Source organism: Nannocystis sp. RBIL2, assembly GCF_026626745.1.
Taxonomy (GTDB): domain Bacteria; phylum Myxococcota_A; class Polyangia; order Nannocystales; family Nannocystaceae; genus Nannocystis.
This window is the reverse complement of sequence record NZ_JAPNJW010000002.1, coordinates 260,173-278,949: the sequence shown is the minus strand read 5'-3', so window position 1 is coordinate 278,949 and position 18,777 is coordinate 260,173. Positions and strand designations below refer to the sequence as shown.

The following is an 18,777-nucleotide window of genomic DNA, read 5'->3' as shown; positions in this document are numbered from 1 at the left end:
GATGTCTTTCAGGACATGTCCCATGCGACCTTCCCCCAAGGACATCCCGTGCAGAGGCCCACACCTGTGGGCGGGTCGTTACCTTGTGATCGGATCCTCCCACATGTCGTGAGGCCGATCACCTCGCATCCCAGGTTTTTCCCAGTGATGTACCCAGATTGCGGTGAATACCTGCCAAACAGCGCTTTGGCGCAATCCGGCGCCTGGGGGCGGTTGCCGACGCCCGGGACACCCCCGCGGCGAGGCGCAGTGGCCGCCGGATTTGGCTATTGGCGCCTCGGACGACCCGGGTACCGTGGCGTCATGCGGAAATTGAGCCTCAACGTTGTTCTCGCGGGCCTCACGGGGATCGGCGGCCTCGCCGCCTGTGAGAGCAAGGATGCTGAAGATTCGGCGACCACGTTACCGGGCAATTCCGGGATCCTCACGCTCCCCACGACCCTGCCGAGCGGCGGGGGGAGCGACAGCGACGGCGCGACGGAGACCGGGGGGACGGACGGCGCGACCGACGGGGTCACGAGCGAGCCCGTCACCACCACCAGCCCCGGCACCGCCGGGCCCAAGTTCGACCTCGAGGCCTCGCCCGACGGCGGCATGGCCGACACCGGCGTCGAGCCGTGCAACAGCCCCAACGACCCTGGTTGCATGTGCAGCATTCCCGACCACGTGCCGTGCGACAACGGGACCCAGGATCCCTTCCTGGCCATGGGCCTCAACTGTCCGGGCGAACTGCAAGTCACGGCCACCAAGTCGGGTTCCCCGGGGGCGATCGGCGTCCGCTACGTGTTCGGTCAGGGCGGCACCTTCAACCCGCGCGAAGGAGCCTCCTACGCCGTCATCGGCAGCGGCCTGGTCTCGGAGCTGAACAACCAGACCCCGGTCGGCGACTTCAACCTCGAGCCCACCTTCTGCAACGCCGATGTCGGCGCCTTCGACCCCGGCAACAACCTGCCGCCTCCGCTGCGCACCAACGACGTCGGCGGCGACTGCACGCAGAACGCCGGCCTGCTCGGCAGCGGCGACTGCTCGAACACCATCCAGGGCCAGTTCCAGAACTTCGGCGCCAACGACTACACCGAGCTGCGCTTCGTCATGCAGGTCCCGCAGGACGTGACCTCGTTCAGCTACGACTTCGCGTTCTTCTCGGTCGAGTACCCCGACTACTACCAGTCGGCCTTCAACGACATGTACATCGGCTGGCTCGAGTCGGAGAAGTGGACCGGCAACATCTCGTTCGACCAGCAGGGCAACCCGATCTCGCTGAACGCCGGCTTCCTCGAGTTCAAGGACGACCCGAGCGGCCAGAACCCGATCCCGCAGTTCCAGAACACCTGCATGCGCCAGCACGCGGGCACCAACTGGCTGCAGACCACCGCCGGCGTCAGCCCCGGCGAGACCATCACGGTCGTGTTCGCCATCATGGACATCAGCGACTCGATCCTCGACAGCTACGTGTTCCTCGACAACTTCAAGTGGGGCTGCGAGCCGACCGGCAAGCCCAGCACCATGCCGCCCGGCTGATCGGCGTCCGCATCGCCCGTCACCGCCTCCGTTCCGGCCGGCTCAGCCGGGCGCTCGCTCGCGCCCCGGCAGGACCGGCCGGATCCAATTGACAAGCAGCGGGCCCCTGGTAGCGTCCCTGGCGCATGTCCGTCACGCCCAGCGACAACGAAGACGCGTACTTCCAGCAGCGCGAGCGAGAGCTCCGCGAGCAGCTCCGCGAGCAGCTCGACAAGGCGGCCGGCGAGCTCCGCGACGACCGCAAGAACGACACCCTCTCGCTGTCCGACCGGATCGCCGCGCTCGGCTTCACCGGCGAGAAGCTCAAGGTGTTCGACCTCCTGCCGCTCGTCCACGTCGCGTGGGCCGACGGCTCGGTCAGCCGCAAGGAGCGGACCGCCATCCTCGACGTCCTGCGCGGCCGCGGGATCCAGCCCGGCACCGAGGCGTTCCGCACCGTCGAGAGCCTGCTGGAGGAGCGCCCGTCGCAGGCCTTCCTCGACCAGACCATCGCCGTGCTCAAGGAGGCCGTCGGCGGCGCCCGGGCCGCCAACATCGTCGACCTCTGCGTCCAGGTCGCCGGCGCCAGCGGCGGCTTCCTCAACATGGGCACTGTCTCCGACGAGGAGCGCGCCCTGATCGAGCAGATCGCCAACCAGCTCGGCGGCCCCGCGATCGCCGAGTTCAACAAGCAGCTCGGCTGAAGCCGGCCCCTTCTCCTCCGCGACCCGCGGCGCGGCTCCCCGAGGGGGGCGCTCCGCGGGTCTCGCACGTCCGGGCGGCGGCGTCCCTCCCCTGTCCTCGCGGGCAGGTCTTCGTGGACAGGGCCGAAAGGAAATGTCGAAGGGGACATGTCCTGCGGTACATGTCCCCGACTGCGCGCGAGCTCGCCGCCCGTGAAGGCACGAGCTCGCGCGGAGCTCAGCTGCGCAGCAGTCGCTGCGGCACCTCGCCGCCCTGATTGATCATCTTGCGCAGCACCTGCTGCAGCGCCGGCGTGTCCTTGAACTCGGTCGCGCCGTCCTCGGACTTGCCGGTGACGAACAGCTGGCGGTACTCGATGCTGCTGTCGGCGCGGGTGTCGGGCTCGATGATCTCGATCACCTGCATCGACTCGAGGTTGACCCCGCTGTTGAGGCGGATGACCACGTCGATCGCGTGCGCCAGCGACAGCGTCAGGCCCTGGACGGCGCCGCCGGACGCGGTGCCGAGGGCGGCCAGGCGCGACAGCGCGTGGGCGGTGTTGATGCCCCACAGCGACACCACCGCGCCGCGGCTCGCCCCCGCCAGCGCGTCGATCACCGCGGCCGCGTCCTGGTGGCCGCACTGCTGCGAGATGAGCAGGTCGAGCCCGCCGCGCAGCAGGACCCCGAGCACCGGCCCGAGCTCGATCTTGTCGTTGGCCTCGGTCAGGCGGCGCACCGGGATCCAGCCCTTGCGGGCGCTGCCCAGCCGACCCGAGTCGGAGATGCAGGCGACGCGCAGCGACTCCGGGATCTCGCCGACCAGCGCGCGCATGAAGCGGTCGAGGTTGACGCCGCCGGAGGCGCACACCAGCACGCGCCGGCACGACTTCAGCGCCGCCACCAGGAACTCGCGCATGTCGGCCGACAGCACGCCCTCCTGCACCAGCGCGGTCAGGTTGTTGGCGTCGGTGCGCATGCGCCGGAGGCTGATCACGTACTGCCGCGCCGGGTGCGGGGGCAGCAGCGCGTAGAGGTAGAAGCCGTGATCGACGATGCCCTCGATGACGTGGGCGCCCTCGACCCACAGGCCGCGCTTCTTGCACATCCGCTGCATCGCCATCAGCAGCGCGCGCTCGCCGGTGAAGCGCAGCTCGAGCCGCTCGCCGTTGCCGTCGTCGCGGACGACGTGGATCGGCGCGGTGCCGACGACCTGGATCTCGCGCACCGAGTCGTCGCGCATGAGGTCGCCGAGCGGGCCCCACTCGAGCATCTCTCGCAGGATCCGCTCGCGGAACGGCCCGACGTCGACCGTCGCCTCGATCTGCTGCGAGTCGCGGAAGTCGGCGAGGATCCCGTCGACCAGCTCGATGACCTCCTTGCGCTCCTCTTCGCCGACCTCGCCCGACGTCATCGGATCGATCCGCGGCACCGCCTTCAGCAGCGTCTGGTGGATCTGCGCCGCCAGGCCGTCGAGGTACGTGCTCTCGACCCCGGCCGCGGCCACGCGCTGGGCCGACGTCACGAGGCCGGTGTCGTCCTGCTCCTCGCGGCGGCGCTTGTCGTCGGCCGCCGACAGCACGATCGCAGTGTCCTCGCCGTCGAGCATCAGGATGTAGTCGCCGACGTAGACGCGGTCGGTGCGACGGACCGTGCGTGGGCTCTGGACCTTGCGACCGTTGAGATAGGTGCCGTTGGTGCTCTCGAGGTCGACCACCTCGATGCGGCCCTCGATCTTGCGGAAGCACAGGTGATGCTTCGACACGTTGACGCGGTCGAGCACGAGGTCGTTGTCGTCCTCGCGACCGATCGTGAACTCTTCGCCTGCGAACGCGAAACGCTGGGTCTGGCCGCCCTTTTCGTGGACTACTACCGTCAGCACAGACCGCTCTTACCGCGGAGCCCTCGCATGCTCAAGACCTGCACCCGGGACAGTCGGCCCCGGCGGGCGCAGGCCGGCGTGCTAGAACTCGTCGACGCGGTCGAGCGCGTCGTCGAGAGCATCGATTTCGCGCTGTGACGGCCCGCCAGGGCTCCCCGTGGGCGCCGAGGCGCTGCGGGCCGCGCCGGGCCGGGCCAGGGCGGCCGCGTCCGGCGAGGCCGCCGCCGCCGCCGTGCGCTGCGTGCCCCGCACCCAGCGGCGGGCGACGAAGAACAGCAGCGTCAACGCCACCAACGCCGCCACCGCCGTGCCCCACACGAGCTCGGGGCGGCCGATATAGCCGCGGATGTCGGGGAAGCGCGCCACGAGGGTGTTCTCGATGGTCTCGCGCGACTCGCCGTGGCGCGCCTGGTCGAGGATCTGCGCCTCGAGCTTGCGCGCCTGGGGCGACGGGCAGGTGGCGATCGTGCGGCCCGGGCAGTAGGGCGACATCAGATCGTGGCTGAGCTCGAGCATCAGCGCCTCGGCCTCGGCCTCGGGGCGGACGCTGGTGGCCGCTTCAGGCGCCGCAGGGCCCGAAGCCGGCGCCGGGGCGGGCGCGGCGGCCATGGTTCAGTCCTCGCTGCCCATGTTCAGCTTCTTGGGGCCGCGTCCGCCGCCGCCGACGTGCTTCACCTTGGCCTTGCCCGTGTTCTTCGGCGGGTTCAGGGCCGCCAGGCAGAACTTGTCGTGGGCTTCCTTCTGCTTCGGGTCGTTGAGATCCGGCTTCGGCAGCGGCTCGTCGGTGATGTTCTTCAGGTACTTGGTGATCTTGTTCTCGATGATGAGCCAGTGGGCGTCGGCCTGGGCGACCGCGTTCTGGTCGTTGTTGTTGAACGCGTCGGGGTAGCCGTGCATCACCAGCTCGTGGGCCTCGAGGAAGTGGCCGATGAGCTTCGACTTCTCGAGGATCCGCGGCTCGTTGGAGAACAGGCGCTGCTGCCAGGTGTTCACCAGCGGGATGAAGTTCTGCTTGAACTGGTACCACTGCTCTTCGGTCGGGCTGCCCGGCTCCGCACCTGCGCCCTTGGCGCCCTCTTTCTTCATCTCGTCGCGGAAGCACTCGAGCTCGCCGAAGTAGTTGAGCATCTTCTTCAAGTTCGCCTTGTCGAACTTGTGCAGGTGCTTCTCGCCCTCCGGGTCCTTGCGGTCCCAGGCCTTGAACTCCTCGTCGGACGGCGGGGGGAGACCTGCAGGCGGCCGCTTGATCTCCTTCTTCACGTAGCCGGCGTCCTCCAGCATCTTCTTCTCGGGGTCTTCGGCCAGCTTGTCGGCCAGGGTCTTCCCGTCGCCCCCGCAGCCGGAGGACATCAGCGACAGGGGGACGATCAGGCTGGCCAGAACACCGAGGGACGATCGCAGTGCGGACATATCGAAGATCCTGAGCTCGGTCGCCACTTTAGCCGGCCGCCCGCGCCCGTGTAAAGCGCGGCGCCGGCGGTCCGCGCGGCCAGCGGCGGGAGCGGCCGCCAGGCCCCGCTGCGACGCGTCTGCAGGCGGGCGCGACCTTCGACTCGAGCCCGCGCTCTCGGCCGCGCCGGCTCGGGTCCGCGGCCGGCTCCTCGCTACCGGCCACCGGGGGGAGGCTTGCGTCCGCTCGGTGGCCCCGACTCGCCGCGGCTCGCTGCCGGATCTCTCCCCTGCCCCGATCACGCGTCGTCGCCTGCTCGACCGTCGGAGCTGGGCCTCGACGATCGCCGCGCCGACTGGCGCCGCGTCGCCGCCACGCGGATCGATCCCTGCCTCGATCCACGAGATATCGCCTCGATCACCGTCCGCACGCGACCTGTCCGATCGGACGGGACCTGCGCACGAGCGTGTGTTGGTGGCGACATTTCAGCGTTGCGACGGTCGGGCCGACAGCCGCCTCGACGGCGCCGCGACATCGTCGCCGCTGGTTGTTCTTTGATGCTGTGTCTGTAGACTCGCCGTGGCTGAACAACTCAACGCCACGGAGAGCCATGCCACCTCGCACTACCAGCGCGACCAGCAAGAAGACCGCCAGCAAGAAAGCCCCGGCCAAGAAGGCCGCCAAGAAGGCCGCCCCGGCTGCCAAGGCCGCTCCGGCCAAGAAGGCTGCCAAGAAGAAGGCCGCCAAGGCCGCTCCGGCCAAGAAGGCTGCCAAGGCCGCTCCGGCCAAGAAGGCCGCCAAGGCCGCCCCGGCCAAGAAGGCCGCCAAGAAGACGGCTGCCAAGAAGACCGCCGCCAAGAAGGCTGCCAAGGCCGCTCCGGCCAAGAAGGCCGCCAAGCGGGGCCCGGCCAAGAAGGCAGCGTCCAGCCGCTCCGAAGAGGAGGAAGAAATAGGCCCTGGACTGAAGCCTGGCGACCCCGCGCCGCCCTTCTCGCTCGCAGCGGACGACGGCAAGACCTACGCCCTGCGCGACTTCGCCGGGCGCCGGGTCGTCCTCTACTTCTACCCCCGCGACAACACCCCCGGCTGCACCACGCAGGCGTGTGACTTCCGCGACCGCCAGACACGCTTCGCCTCCACGGGCGTGACCGTGCTCGGCGTCAGCGGCGACAGCCTCGCCTCGCACGCCAAGTTCCGGGCCAAGTTCGGCCTGAACTTCCCGTTGTTGTCCGACCCGGGGAACCAGGTCGCCGCCGCATACGGCGCCTACGGTGAGAAGCAGATGTACGGGCGCAAAGTCCAGGGCATCATCCGCAGCACCTTCGTGATCGGCCCGGACGGCCGTTTGGAAGCCGTCCACAGCCCCGTCAAGGCCGCCGGCCACGCCGACGCCCTGCTCGCGGCTCTGCCCGCCTGACACGCCCGCCCTCGGCGCGCCTCCAAGTCCGGAGCGCGTCGCGCCGCCGAGGGCCGGCGTGTTTTTCTTCGGCTTGGCTCGGGACGCCTCGTCGCGACCTCGTGAAGAGCTGACGCCCGCACTGCCGAGCCCGCTTCGTCGCGGGCCTTGCTGCGTTTCGACCGAGAGCGAGCCCCTGTCGGGGTTACCCAGGTCGTCGACCGCGGGCCTCGAAGCCGAAGTCCGTCACCGCGGTCGCCCTCATCGGCTCCCCGCGACGACGGACATCGTGCGCGTCACGCCCCTTGCACGGGGCAATCGCTGCGCCCGCCGCATCCGCCGCCCTCGTGGACGCCTGCGTCCCTGCCCCGCCGCGCCCGGGATCCTCACGCCGTCGCCGCCCCTCGTTTCCTGGCCGCGCCCGCGACGCAGGAAAGAAAGACCGGGCCCCAGCAGATCCCGCTCGCGCGGGCTTTGCGGTACCCTCCGCTCGTCATGAGCGCGCCGTCCCGCCCGGTCCTGCGCCGCCTGTCCTCGAGGACCTGGCCGATCGTGCCTGTCCTTTGCGCCCTGGTCTGTACGACAGCCGCCGCCGAGCCGCCCGCGCCTGCCGCGCCCGCCGCACCCACCAGCGGCGGCTACTGGCTCGGCGCGCACCTGCTCGGCCCCGGGCCTGGCGTGCTGGCGGCCACCGAGGCCATGTCGCTCGGCACCTCGGTCGAGGGCGCACCGACCTCGGTGGGGGCCGTCGTCGGCCAGGTCACCACCATTCACGACGCCATGCGCTTCGTCGCCCGCTGGGCCTTCGCCGCGGTCGTCGGCTCGCCGCGGGATCGCACCCTGCGTCAGGCGCCCGCCCCGGTCCCCGGCGGCGATCTGTTGCCGACGCACGGCGCAGTCCTGGTCGCGCTCACCGTCCAGGGCCGCAGCCCCGACGGCGGCACGCGCACCGTCCAGTGGCCCAAGGACCAGGCCGAGCTGCTGCCGCCCGATCTCGCGTGGGTCCCCGCCGCGCTGGTCCCCGATCGCGCCCCGCTGTTCGCCGCGCCGGCCGCCCGCGTCCCGCCGACCAGCGAGCGCTTCGCCCTCGCGCGCCGCTCCGGCAGCCTCTTCGTCCTCGGCGCCCTCGATCGCTGCGACGACCGTTCGCCCCTACCGGGCGCCGCCGGCCAGCCCGCGCGCGTCTGCCTGCGCTGGTACCAGGTCGTGGCCCGCGACGGCGAGCGGTTCCAGGCCGGCTACTTGCCTGCCTTTCAGGTCGCCCTCGTCGAAGACTGGCGCCGCGGCCAGGGGGCGCTCCCGCGGGCGCAGCTGATCCCCAGCGGCACCCGCGGCGACGTTGCCCAGTTCATCCTCATCGCCCGCGCGCGCGACAACGCCGTGCACCGCCTCACCCTCGAGGCCCCGCTGGCCGGCGACGCCTTCCCCGAGGCCACCCTCAGCGTCGACGGCGACTGGGCCGAGGTCCGCTTCGCCGGCGCCGCCCCGCGCCGGATCGCCCTCGACGCGACCATGGACGCCCGCCCGCGCTGACCCGGAGGACATGCTCCGAAAGACAGTCAGACAGGTTCTTCTCGCCATGTCATGAAAGCCAGGCGAGTCCTCCGAAGGCCGCCTCTACACGCCTTCGGCGCCATGTCACGAGAGACGGCGACCTCTGCAAAGGCCGGCGCCACATGTCTTCGGCGACATGCCATGAAAGACAGGCGACGTACGCCGATGGGCCGGTCCCACATGTCCTCGGCGACATGTCGTGAAGGACATGCGTCCTACTCCGGAGCGCTCTTACCTGTCCTCTAGGACATGCCGTGAAAGTCAGGCGGAGTGCGACCGCCGCCTCGCCGTCCGCCGCCTGCGGGTCGCGGTCCCGGCGGTCGTGCCGGGCGCTGCGACCCGCCCACCGTTCGGGCATCGTCGACCGCAGTCGCGCGCGTTTCGGCCCGTCCCCGCCCTGCCGCTCTGCCTCGCTCGCGCTCGTGCGGGCGACGTGCTATCGGTGGGCCCATGCGTGTCCTCGCGGGCGACATCGGCGGCACCAAGACCCTGCTCGCGGTGCTCGAGCGGCGGGCGGACGGTCGGCTCCACGTCCTCGAGCGTCAGCGCTACGTCAGCGCCGAGCACCCCGGCCTGGCGCCGATCGTGCGCGACTTCCTGGCCCGCACGAACGTCCCCGACATCACCCGGGCCGGCTTCGGCGTCGCCGGCCCGGTCGTCGACCGGCGCAGCCGCGTCACCAACCTCCCCTGGCAGATCGACGCCGACGTCCTGGCCGGCGAGCTCGGCCTGCAGTCGGTCGCGCTGGTCAACGACTTCGCCGCAGTCGCGCTCGGCCTGCGCGTGCTCGGCCCTGACGACCTCGAGGTGTTGCAGGAGGGCGAGCGCGATCCGGCGGGCCCGATCGCCCTGATCGGCGCTGGCACCGGCCTCGGTGAGGCCGTGCTCGTGCCGACCGCCGGAGGTCCGCGCTTCGTCGCCAGCGAGGGCGGCCACTGCGACCTCGCCCCGCGCAACGAGCTCGAGATCGCCCTGCTCCGCTTCTTGCTGAAGCGGCACCACCGCGTCTCCTACGAGCGGATCGTGTCCGGCCCCGGCCTCGTCACCGCCTACGAGTTCGTCGTCGCCGAGGGCCTCGAACCTGAACTTTCGGACACCCGCGCCCGCATGGCCGCCGAGGACCCCGGCGCGGTCATCGGCGAGCGCGCCCTCGCTGGCGGCGACCCGGCCTGCGTGCGCGCCGTCGACATCTTCCTCGACCTCTACGGCGCCGAGGCCGGCAACCTCGCGCTCAAGGTCCTGCCGACCGGCGGCCTCTACGTCGCCGGCGGGATCGCCGGCAAGCTGCTGCCGCGCCTGCGCCAGGGCCGGTTCGTCGCCGCCTTCGGCGACAAGGGCCGCATGAGCCCGCTGCTCCGCGACATGCACGTGGCAGTGGTCAAGAACACCGAAGTCGGCCTGCTCGGGGCCGGCATCGCCGGTCTCGGCTGAGGCGCCATGGCCACGCGCGTCGACGTCCTGGTGGCAGGCTATCGCGCCGAGGTGCGCAACCGCTGGCTCCTCAGCTGGGGCGGCCGCCTCGTCTCGCTCTACCTCGCGGGCCTCTACGTCTACCTGTTGATGGTCCTGGGCCTCGACGACCCGTTCTACATCAGCCTCAACCTGGTCGCGATGGTCACCGGCCTGTCGGGCATCGTCACTGCTTTCTACTACGAGGTCCCCGGCGTGGTGAGGGCGCTCCACGGCCCCGACCCCGCGCTCGCCGACGACGCCTGGGAGGCCATCGAGCGCCTGCGGCCCGAGCTCATGCCGCGCCTGCTCGTCGACCTCAACCTCCCGCCCGACGAGCGGCCCGAACTCGCCCGCAGCCTCGATCGCGCCGGCGTCGTCCGCCTCACCGAGGCGCGGGCCCGCGACCGCTGGCGCACGATCGGCCCGATCTACCTCGTCGGCTTCACGCTCGCCCTCGCCGGCTACATGTGGCTCGTCCACACCTGGGAGCCCGCGACCATCCGCTGAGCCGCCTCGCGCTCCGCACCGTAGCGACGCGCGACGACTTCACGTTCGCCCTCGCCCCCTGCTCCTGGCTCGTCCACCTCCGTGAGCCGCGCAGCTTCACGCGCCGGAAATATCCCAATCGATCCGCTGAGCCGCCACCTCGCGCTTTGCACATTGCGCGAAGCGCTGTGCCCTCACGCTCGCCGCCTGCTCCTGCTCGCCTACCGTCGTGAGCCGCGCAGCCTCACGTGCATCACATGTCCTAATCGACATGTCTGCATGGACATGTCTCGATGATCATGCTCTTTCGAGCATGTTCGAAGGGGCATGCTGAGCCGCACGCACTCGGCGCGTCCGTCCTGTCCTGAAGCGCAGGTCGCCAGAACCTGTCCCGAGGTACAGCTGCCGCATCACCCCGCGTCGCCGGCCTCGGGTCGCGCGTGGCGTTCGACCCGCGCGCGCAGCTCCGCGTGGCCGCTCAGCCCCGGGTCGCGCGCCAGCAGCTCGCTCGCCGCGGTGCGGGCCGCCTCGAGCAGCGCCACCCCCTCGCCGGCGAGTCCGGCCCAGGCCACGCGGCCGGCCTGGCGCAGCCCGAACAGCTCGCCGGGGCCGCGTTCGGCCAGGTCGCGCTCCGCCACGACGAAGCCGTCGTGGGTGTCGGCCAGCACTTGAAGGCGGCGCGCCGCGGCGCTGCCGGCTTCGGCGCCGGTGTGCAGCAGGCACCATGACGTGGCGGTCCCGCGGCCGATCCGTCCGCGCAGCTGGTGCAGCTGCGACAGGCCGAAGTGCTCGGCGTGCTCGATCAGCATGAACCTGGCCTCGGGGACATCCACCCCGACTTCGATCACCGTCGTCGCCACCAGCACGTCGATCGCCCCGGCGCGGAACTCGGCCATCGCCGCCGCCCGGCGGGCCGGCTCGACGCGGCCGTGGACCACCTCGATCCGCTTGCCCGGCAGCAACGTCCGCAGCTCCGCCGCCGCCTCGTCGACGTCGCTGGCCTCGCGCGCGCCGGCCTCGATCTGCGGACACACCACGAAGCCCTGCAACATGTCCCGGCGGACATGTTCTGCCAGACGGAAGCGCGCCCGCGCCACCGGCCCCGCCATCAGCGTCGTGTCGGGCGGGCGGCGGCCCGGCGGCGCCTCGCGCAGCGTCGACACGTCGAGCTCGCCGACCAGCGACAGCGCCAGGGTGCGCGGGATCGGCGTCGCGGTCAGCACCAGCAGGTGCGGCGCCCGGCCCTTGTCGCGCAGCGTCGCCCGCTGGCGCACCCCGAAGCGGTGCTGCTCGTCGACCACCACCAGCCCGAGGCGGCGGAACTGCACGTCCTCGGTCAGCAGCGCGTGTGTCCCGACGACCAGGTCGACCGTGCCCGCGGCCGCCGCCTGGACCACCGCCGCACGTTCGCCGCGGGTCATCGATCCGGTGAGCAGCGCCAGGCGGATCCCCGCCGCCAGGCACCACGGGCGCAGCGTCGCCGTGTGCTGCTGCGCCAGGATCTCGGTCGGCGCCATCCACACCGCCTGCCCGCCCGCGGCCACGATGCCCGCGCTGGCCGCGAACGCCACCAGAGTCTTGCCCGAGCCGACGTCGCCCTGCAGCAGGCGCAGCATCGGCCGCGGGTGCGCCAGGTCGGCCTCGATCTCGTCGATCGCCGCCCACTGCGCTCGCGTCGGCTCGAACGGCACGCACGCGCGCAGCTGCTCGCGGCGGGTGCCCTCGTCCGGCAGCAGCGTCACCGTAACCGGCAGCGCCTGCGCGGCCGCGCGGCGGCGCAGCAGCGCCAGCTGGGCCACCAGCAGCTCCTCGAACAGCATGCGCCGGTGCGCCGGCGAGCGTCCGGCCTGCAGCGCCGCGATGGCCTCGGCCGGCAGCGCCTCGTCGGGCGCGTGCAGCAGCGCCAGCGCCGGCGCGAGCGGCATCAGGCCGAGGCGTGCACACAGCTCGGGCGGCAGGGGATCGACCAGCGACGATCCGAGCCGCTCGATCGCCGCCCGGCACAGCTTGGCCAGAGTCACCTCGCCGACGCCCTCGACCTCCGGGTAGCGCACCGAGATCGCTGGCCCCGGCGCCTCGGGGTCGCGGATCTCGGGGTGGATCAGCGCCAGCTTGCCCTTCTTGCGGCTGACGCGGCCGACCAGCAGCACGCGCTTGCCGGCCTGCGCGCGTTCGGCCAGGCCGCCGACGCGGTGGAACCACTGGCACTGCAGGCCGATCTCGCGGCCGCCCTCCTCGACCACGCAGTCGAGCCCGGCGAAGAAGCGGCCGCGGAAGAACCGCTGAGAGAACTTGCGGATCGTCGCCACCACCGCGGCTTCGGCCCCGTCGGCCGCCTGGCTCAGCGGCGTGCGGTGGCGGCGGTCGCGGTAGCCCGAGGGCACCACGCGGGCCAGGTCGGCCAGCGTGTGAAGCCCGTGGGCGGCCAACTTGGCGGCGGTCTTGGGGCCGACGCCCGGCAGGGTGCCGAGCTCGCCGGCCTCGCTGTCGCGCGGCGGCACGATGACCGATCGTTCAGGTAGCGAGAGACAGGTCTCTCAGGTCAGCTCGGGTTCGGCGGCGTGAACGTGAACCGCAGCTCGTGGTCGCACAGGAAGTACACGCTGCCGTCGTTGACCTTGTGGTTGTCGACGCGCTGACCCTCGAACTCGATGCCGTTGGTGCTGCCGAGGTCCTTGATGAAGTAGTCGTGGCCGCGGCGGACCACCGACGCGTGGCGGCGCGAGATGTTGGCGTCCTTGATCGCCAGGTCGGAGAACTTCTGACCGCGGCCGATCACGAACTCCTCCTTGTCGATCTCGTACCACTGGCCCTCGAACAGCACGTACAGCGGGCGCGGCTTGCTGACCGGCGCGCCGGTCGGGGGCGGCAGGCGCGAGGCCCCGGTCGGCGGGCGCGGCAGCGACGGTGCCACCTTGGCGGGGCTCGGCGCGCCGAGGGTCGGCGGGGCCGCGGGGATGGACGCCGGCGGCGGCACCGGCGTCGACGGGGCCGTCGCCGGCTTGGGCAGACGCGGCTGCGGCAGCGCGCTCGGGGAGCGATTCTGGCTCGAGCTGATGCTCGCAGGCGGCGCTGCGGGGCCGGGCGGCGGCGAGGTCATCGGACCCGACGGAGGGGGCCGCACGCCAGGCGGACGCGGCACCGGGGCCGCGCTGGGCAGCGGGGCCGAGCCCGGGCGAGCGGCGCCGGGATGCCCGGGTTGGGTCGACAGCACCGAGCGCGGCGGCGTGTTGGGGCCGGCCGGGGGCGGGGCCGTCATGCCCGAGCTCTCGTCCTTCTTGCCCTTGGCCGCGCCCTTGAACAGCTGCAGCAGCGCCGCCTGGACGACATCGTCGGTGGCGATCCCACGGCGTTTGGCGAGGGCCTCGACCCGGGCCCAGAGGTCATCACGACATTGGAACTGGCGCAGCGTCTTGCTCATGCACGTCCCCCCCGAGGTGCTCGCCCGGGTGGCGCGAGCGTGGTCCTCGGTACGCCCCGGCATCCTAAGAAGTTGATGGCGCGCGGGTCAACTGCGGCCGTCGCGGTCAAACCGGGTTATCCTGCCCCCCGCGATGCGCTCTCGGCGACGGACGCGGCGAACCTCGGACGGACCACGAGTCCTCCGATCCGTCCGCGGGCGTGTGCGCGAAATCGCGCAAAACCTCCTTTGCGGCCTCCTCGCGGCCGGCCTCCTCGGCGTGCCGGCGCTCGCGCACGCCGCCCCCGGCCAGGCGCAGCGACTCGGCGGCGCGGAGCCGCAGGGCCCCGCCAGCCGCTCGTTGACGGCCCTTCACCATAACCCGGCGATGCTCGCCGGAATGAAGGGCTTTCGCTTCCAGTTCAGCGGCACCGGAGGCCTCGATCAGCGGTGGATCCGGCGCGAAGCCGTCGCCGCCGACGGCACCCCGACCGGCGAGCTGGGCCCGCGCATCAACCTCAACAACCCGCTGGGCGGCTATTTCGTCGGGGGCAGCCTCTACTTCGAGCCGTTCGCCGTCGGGATCGGCGCCTACGATCTCGGCAGCGAGATCCACTACACCAGCGACGATCGCCTGCGCTGGCACCTCGCGCCCGAGGAAGACGGCCGCCCCCCGCTCTTCTGCCGCCGCGACGATCCCAACTGCAAGCTCAACGGCGGCGCCGCCACGCAGCGCACCGACATCACCGTCGCCGTCGCGTGGAACATCCTCGCCAGCCTGCGGATCGGCATCGGCATCCACCTGCCGCGGCTGCGCCAGCGGTTCTCGTACGACAACAGCACCGTCCTGTCCGAGCACCGCGACGACGGCCCGCGCTGCAACCGCGTCGAGAACCCGCTGTGCGCCGAGCGAGTCGGCTTCAACGGGCGCACGCGGTGGTTGCCCGACCGCGACAACAGGCCGGCCGGCTTCGATGTCGCCCTCACCTTCGGCCTCGCCGTCGACGTCAGCGATCGCGTCACGCTCGGCCTGCGCTACCGCACGCGCCCGCTCGTGCGCGGCGGCGACCTGACGCTCGCGGGCGACGCCCTCGTGTGCCGGCCCGACACCACCGAGGGCACCGACTCGGACGTGCTGCCGTGCAGCGTCGCCAGCCCGATCGACGCCACGATGACCGAACGAGTCAGCCGCGAGGCCGCGATCGGGGCCGCCTTCGTCCTCGATCGCGGCCGGTTCTGGCACATCGACACCAACCTCTACTGGATCGACCTCTGCAACGACGTCGTCGGCCGCGGCGCGGGCGTGCGAAGTTGCGCCGATCCGGGCAGCCAGCAGATAAGCCTCGTCGGCCTCGATCGCAACAGCGTGCTCTTGCCCGAGAGCACGCGCTATCGCGGCCGCCAGGACCTGTTCGGCTTCGACATCTACACCACCTACCAGGCCCGCTCGAACCTCGCGGCGGTGCTCGGGGGGCACTTCTCGTCGCCGGTGGTCCGCAGGACCGCGCGCGAGCCCGGCAACAACGACGGCTGGCGCGCGGGCATCACCGTCGGCGTGCCGCTGCGGGTCGGCTCGAGCAACCTGCAGATCGTGCCCGGCTACGGCTTCGACCTCTACTTGCCGAGCAGCACCGGCCGGCCCGGCGACTTCGATCCCGCGGCCGCGACCCGGTTCGCCGCCGCCGGGGGCGACATCAACAGCGACGACGCCGCGCTCGTGCTCGCCGGGCGCGGGCGACCGAGCAACGCCGGCCGCTACACCGGCGCGGTGCACACCTTCATGCTGACCCTGCGGTGGGCGGAGCGCACGCCCGGCCGCGAATAGCGGCCCGCGCGCCCCTCCTGGGTGGCCGCGGACCGAGGGTCTGCGTACACTCAACATCGTGCGCCTCTTTCTCTCCGGCACCTCGCCTCTCACGGGCTGGCTCGCGCTCGTGCTCGCCGCCGCCCCGCTGCTGCCCGCCTGCGCCCGGGCCCCGCGCGGCGAGCTGCAGGCGCCAGAGGCGCCCAAGTCGATCCCCGACCTCGACCACTTCGCGCTCGCGCTCAACCAGTTCGCGCTGCTGCCCGAGAACAGCCCCAAGCGCGCCGACTTCCGCCGCGTCCTGCTCGACTTCCTGGTCCGCTACATCGACAAGACCCTCGACGACGAGCGCCCCGAGGAAGCGGTCGAGGCGCTGCAGTTCGCGGCCGGGCTGTGGCGGCCGAGCGAGCTCCGCGGGGCCCGGCAGATCGAGCCCGGCCTGTGCGCCGCGGCCCACCGGATCTACGTCGCCGCGGCGCGCCGCGGCAACGAGTCGCCGGCGCTGTTCGCCGCCGCCATCGAGCAGCAGTTCGGCGACGACGACGTGCGCAAGCGGGCGATCGCCAGCTGGACGGAGATCGAGGGCTGGGTGGTGCGCAACAGCCCGTTCTCCGACGAGCCGGTGCTGCGCCACGAGGAGCTCGAGGAGTCGCTCGAGGAGATCGCCGCCGACTTCCCGGCCCCGTTCGTGGTCCAGCGCCTGACCGACCTCTACGTCGCCCGCTACGAGGCCGCGATCGAGGTCGCCAGCAGCAGCGAGAACCTCGAGCTCGGGCTCGCCGCGCGCCACCGGGCCGAGGTCACCGGCTACCTCGTCACGCGCCTCTACCTGCGCGCCGACGACTTCGACGGCGCCGGCCAGGCGCTGGCCCGCGTCGAGCTCGACATGCCGACGCGCAAGTTGATGGAGTACCTCGACAGCGCGCGCAACGCCAAGAAGAGCGCGCGCCCGCTGCTCGAGCTGGCGCGTCAGTTCCTGCCTGACGACGAGGACATGTCCGAAAGGATACCTCCGGCCTTCCTCACCCAGGGCTGGGGCATCGTCGAGAACCTGGCGCGGCGGGCCGTCCAGCGCTTCCCCGACGATCCGTTCGCGCACCTGCTGCTGGCCCGCGCGCTGCGCAAGCAGGGCCTCGTCGACGCCGCGATCGCCCACCTGCGGCGCACCGTCGAGCTCAAGGAGGACATCTTCGACGCCTGGCAGGACCTGGCCTCGATGCAGCAGACCAGCCTCGAGCGGATCGCCGCCATCGACCTCGACGCCGCGCTCGCGCGCATGCCCCAGCTCGAGAAGTTCCACGCCCGCGCGGTCGAGCTGTGGCGCGACCGCCCGATCCGCCCCGGCCTCGCCGAGGCCCAGTACACCCTCGCCGAGGCGCTCTACGAGCAAGGCAGCGTCGACCGGGCCAAGGACCTGCTGCAGCGCAGCGTCCGCGGCGAGCCGCAGCCGGCCGCGCTCGACCTGCTCGGCACCATCGAGTTCAAGGACGGCAAGGTCTCCGAGGCCCGCCGCCACTACGAGACCCTGCTCGGCCTGCCGTTCGACAACCAGCTGCTGCGCCTGCGCTGGGAGACGCAAGGCCGCGCCCAGCTGGCCGCGATCGCCCGCCGCGAGGGCAAGGCCGACGAGGCCAAGCAGGAGATGCAGACGGCCCTGCGCCAGCTCAACAAGCTGATCGCGTTCCCCAGCATCCCGCCGGGCGAGCGGGCCTCGCGGCTCATCGATCGCGGCAAGCTGCTGTTCTACATGGGCGACGTGGAGCAGGCGGTGGCCGACTTCCGCCAGGCCCGCGACACCGCCGACGGCCGCGCCGAGGCCTACGCCGAGCCGATGATCTTCCTCGTCAGCCACGGCTACTACGAGGACGCTCTGGCGATCTTCCGCGCCGCGGCCCCGCGCGAGGACCTGCGCGGCAGCCTCAAGCTGTACTTCGCGCTGTGGCTGCACGAGATGGCGGCGCGGCAGAACCGGCCGCAGGACCCGGGCGTCATCGCGTTCCTCGAGGCCTACAAGGGCGAGCGCTGGCCGACCCGCCTGGCCGAGCACGCCCAGGGCAAGCTCAGCTTCGACGACCTCCTGCGCGGCGCCTCCGACTCCGGCGAGCGCGCCGAGGCCTACTTCTACGAGGCCCTCCGCCGCTGGCGCAGCGGCAACACCGCCGGCGCGAAGGAGCTGATGCGCAAGGTCCTCGACACCCGCCGCATGGCCTTCTTCGAGTACGACATGGCCCGAAGCTACCTCGAGTGGGACGACCTGCCCGCAAAGGCCCGAGCGCCTCGCTGAACTTGAGGGCATGCCCTCAGGGGCATGCCCTCGGAGACATGTTCCTCAGGACATGTCTCTTCGGCGAACGAGGCGGTCGCGCTCAGAACGAGCAGGAGATCGTGACCTCCTCCAGGACGTGGTGCTTCACCCCGTCCTCGTCGTACTCGAGCACCAGGTCGTAGAACTCGTCGCAGTGCTCGCAGGCGCTGTGGGCCATGCCGGGCAGCTTGGCCATCTCGACGCTGATGTACTCGCCGGCGGGCAGCGGCGGGCTCTCGAGCGGCTGGACCTGGATCGGCTCGATCACCTGCGGGTCGGCGCCCGCGAGCGACAGCGAGGCGCCGGTGAGGACCGCGGCGGTGTCGTTCGGGTTGTCGGTGTTGTCGAACTCGACGTACCAGGTGCCCTGGACCGGATCGGGCTCGGACACCGGCATGCAGTCGGCGTAGAGGTAAGCGTCGACGATGGCGATCACGAGGGGCGAGGTCCCCTCGGTGTCGCCGGTGGTGTCGGTCGTGGTGTCGGTCGTCTCGCCGGTCATCTCGCCGGTCGTCTCGGTCGTCGTCTCGCCGGTCGTCTCGCTCGTCGTGTCCACCGCGGTCGTCGCGATCGTGTCCACGGTCGTGGCCTCGGTGGTCTCGACCGTCGTCACGCTGGTCGTGTCGCTCGTCGTGGTGCCCGTCTCGCTCGCGCCCTCGGTGCCGGACGTCGGCTCGCTCGCCGTCGTCGGCTCGCTCGCAGTCGAGTCGGTCTCGCTCGTGGTGGTCGTGTCGTCACCGGCAGTGACGACGGTCCCGGTCGTCGTCGTGGTGTCGCCGGTCTCACCGCAGGCGAGCAGCGAAGTCATCAAGAAGGTCAAGGTCATGCGTCGCATCGGCGGGCGTGTAGCGCGGCGGACTCGCGGTCGCAAGCCCATCCGTGACGTCGTCGCTTCACCGGGCCCGATCCGCCGAACCGCTCCGCT

At 71.7% G+C, this 18,777-nt stretch carries 14 protein-coding genes; 8 read left to right on the top strand and 6 right to left on the bottom strand.

What is annotated here, in order from left to right:
- Nucleotides 1-303 precede the first annotated feature (303 nt).
- Both OV090_RS26335 and OV090_RS26330 read left to right on the top strand, forming a co-directional pair.
- The gene (locus OV090_RS26335) at nt 304-1,521 is read left to right on the top strand and encodes a choice-of-anchor L domain-containing protein (RefSeq protein ID WP_267707370.1); all 1,218 of its coding nucleotides are present in this window, start codon (nt 304-306) and stop codon (nt 1,519-1,521) included.
- A 125-nt stretch (nt 1,522-1,646) separates the two neighbouring features.
- A complete protein-coding gene (locus OV090_RS26330) occupies nt 1,647-2,204 on the top strand; it encodes a TerB family tellurite resistance protein (RefSeq protein WP_267707369.1) in 558 nt (185 codons plus the stop codon).
- 217 nt (nt 2,205-2,421) lie between these two features.
- Here the strand turns inward: OV090_RS26330 and OV090_RS26325 are convergent, their stop codons facing one another.
- From OV090_RS26325 to OV090_RS26315, 3 genes are all read right to left on the bottom strand, one after another.
- Entirely contained in the window at nt 2,422-4,065 is a 1,644-nt protein-coding gene (locus OV090_RS26325; RefSeq protein WP_267707368.1) for an FHA domain-containing protein, read from the bottom strand.
- An 81-nt stretch (nt 4,066-4,146) separates the two neighbouring features.
- Nucleotides 4,147-4,674 carry a cytochrome c-type biogenesis protein CcmH gene (locus OV090_RS26320; protein WP_267707367.1) on the bottom strand — a complete coding sequence of 176 codons (528 nt, stop codon included), beginning with the start codon at nt 4,672-4,674 and terminating at the stop codon, nt 4,147-4,149.
- Nucleotides 4,675-4,677: 3 nt separating this feature from the next.
- On the bottom strand, nt 4,678-5,475 hold the full coding sequence (locus tag OV090_RS26315; protein ID WP_267707366.1) for a hypothetical protein: 798 nt from the start codon (nt 5,473-5,475) through the stop codon (nt 4,678-4,680).
- A gap of 590 nt (nt 5,476-6,065) precedes the next feature.
- Between OV090_RS26315 and bcp the strand changes: the two genes are divergently transcribed.
- The 4 genes from bcp (at nt 6,066) to OV090_RS26295 (ending at nt 10,364) form a co-directional block, all read left to right on the top strand.
- Nucleotides 6,066-6,872 carry a thioredoxin-dependent thiol peroxidase gene (gene bcp / locus OV090_RS26310; RefSeq protein WP_267707365.1) on the top strand — a complete coding sequence of 269 codons (807 nt, stop codon included), beginning with the start codon at nt 6,066-6,068 and terminating at the stop codon, nt 6,870-6,872.
- Between the two features lie 474 nt (nt 6,873-7,346).
- On the top strand, nt 7,347-8,384 hold the full coding sequence (locus OV090_RS26305; protein ID WP_267707364.1) for a hypothetical protein: 1,038 nt from the start codon (nt 7,347-7,349) through the stop codon (nt 8,382-8,384).
- Nucleotides 8,385-8,855: 471 nt separating this feature from the next.
- Nucleotides 8,856-9,836 carry a glucokinase gene (locus OV090_RS26300; RefSeq protein ID WP_267707363.1) on the top strand — a complete coding sequence of 327 codons (981 nt, stop codon included), beginning with the start codon at nt 8,856-8,858 and terminating at the stop codon, nt 9,834-9,836.
- A 6-nt stretch (nt 9,837-9,842) separates the two neighbouring features.
- Nucleotides 9,843-10,364: a hypothetical protein gene (locus tag OV090_RS26295; protein ID WP_267707362.1), complete on the top strand. Its 522-nt coding sequence runs from the start codon at nt 9,843-9,845 to the stop codon at nt 10,362-10,364.
- Nucleotides 10,365-10,753: 389 nt separating this feature from the next.
- Here OV090_RS26295 and OV090_RS26290 read toward each other — a convergent pair whose 3' ends face one another.
- Both OV090_RS26290 and OV090_RS26285 read right to left on the bottom strand, forming a co-directional pair.
- Complete coding sequence (locus OV090_RS26290; RefSeq protein ID WP_267707361.1) at nt 10,754-12,844, bottom strand: ATP-dependent DNA helicase RecG; 2,091 nt, start codon at nt 12,842-12,844, stop codon at nt 10,754-10,756.
- Between the two features lie 41 nt (nt 12,845-12,885).
- Entirely contained in the window at nt 12,886-13,827 is a 942-nt protein-coding gene (locus OV090_RS26285) for an FHA domain-containing protein (RefSeq protein WP_267707360.1), read from the bottom strand.
- Between the two features lie 139 nt (nt 13,828-13,966).
- Here OV090_RS26285 and OV090_RS26280 point away from each other — a divergent pair, with 139 nt between their 5' ends.
- Both OV090_RS26280 and OV090_RS50920 read left to right on the top strand, forming a co-directional pair.
- A complete protein-coding gene (locus tag OV090_RS26280; RefSeq protein ID WP_267707359.1) occupies nt 13,967-15,568 on the top strand; it encodes a hypothetical protein in 1,602 nt (533 codons plus the stop codon).
- A gap of 58 nt (nt 15,569-15,626) precedes the next feature.
- Complete coding sequence (locus OV090_RS50920) at nt 15,627-17,831, top strand: tetratricopeptide repeat protein (protein WP_267707358.1); 2,205 nt, start codon at nt 15,627-15,629, stop codon at nt 17,829-17,831.
- An 82-nt stretch (nt 17,832-17,913) separates the two neighbouring features.
- Here the strand turns inward: OV090_RS50920 and OV090_RS26270 are convergent, their stop codons facing one another.
- The gene (locus tag OV090_RS26270) at nt 17,914-18,687 is read right to left on the bottom strand and encodes a hypothetical protein (protein WP_267707357.1); all 774 of its coding nucleotides are present in this window, start codon (nt 18,685-18,687) and stop codon (nt 17,914-17,916) included.
- Between the last annotated feature and the right edge of the window lie 90 nt (nt 18,688-18,777).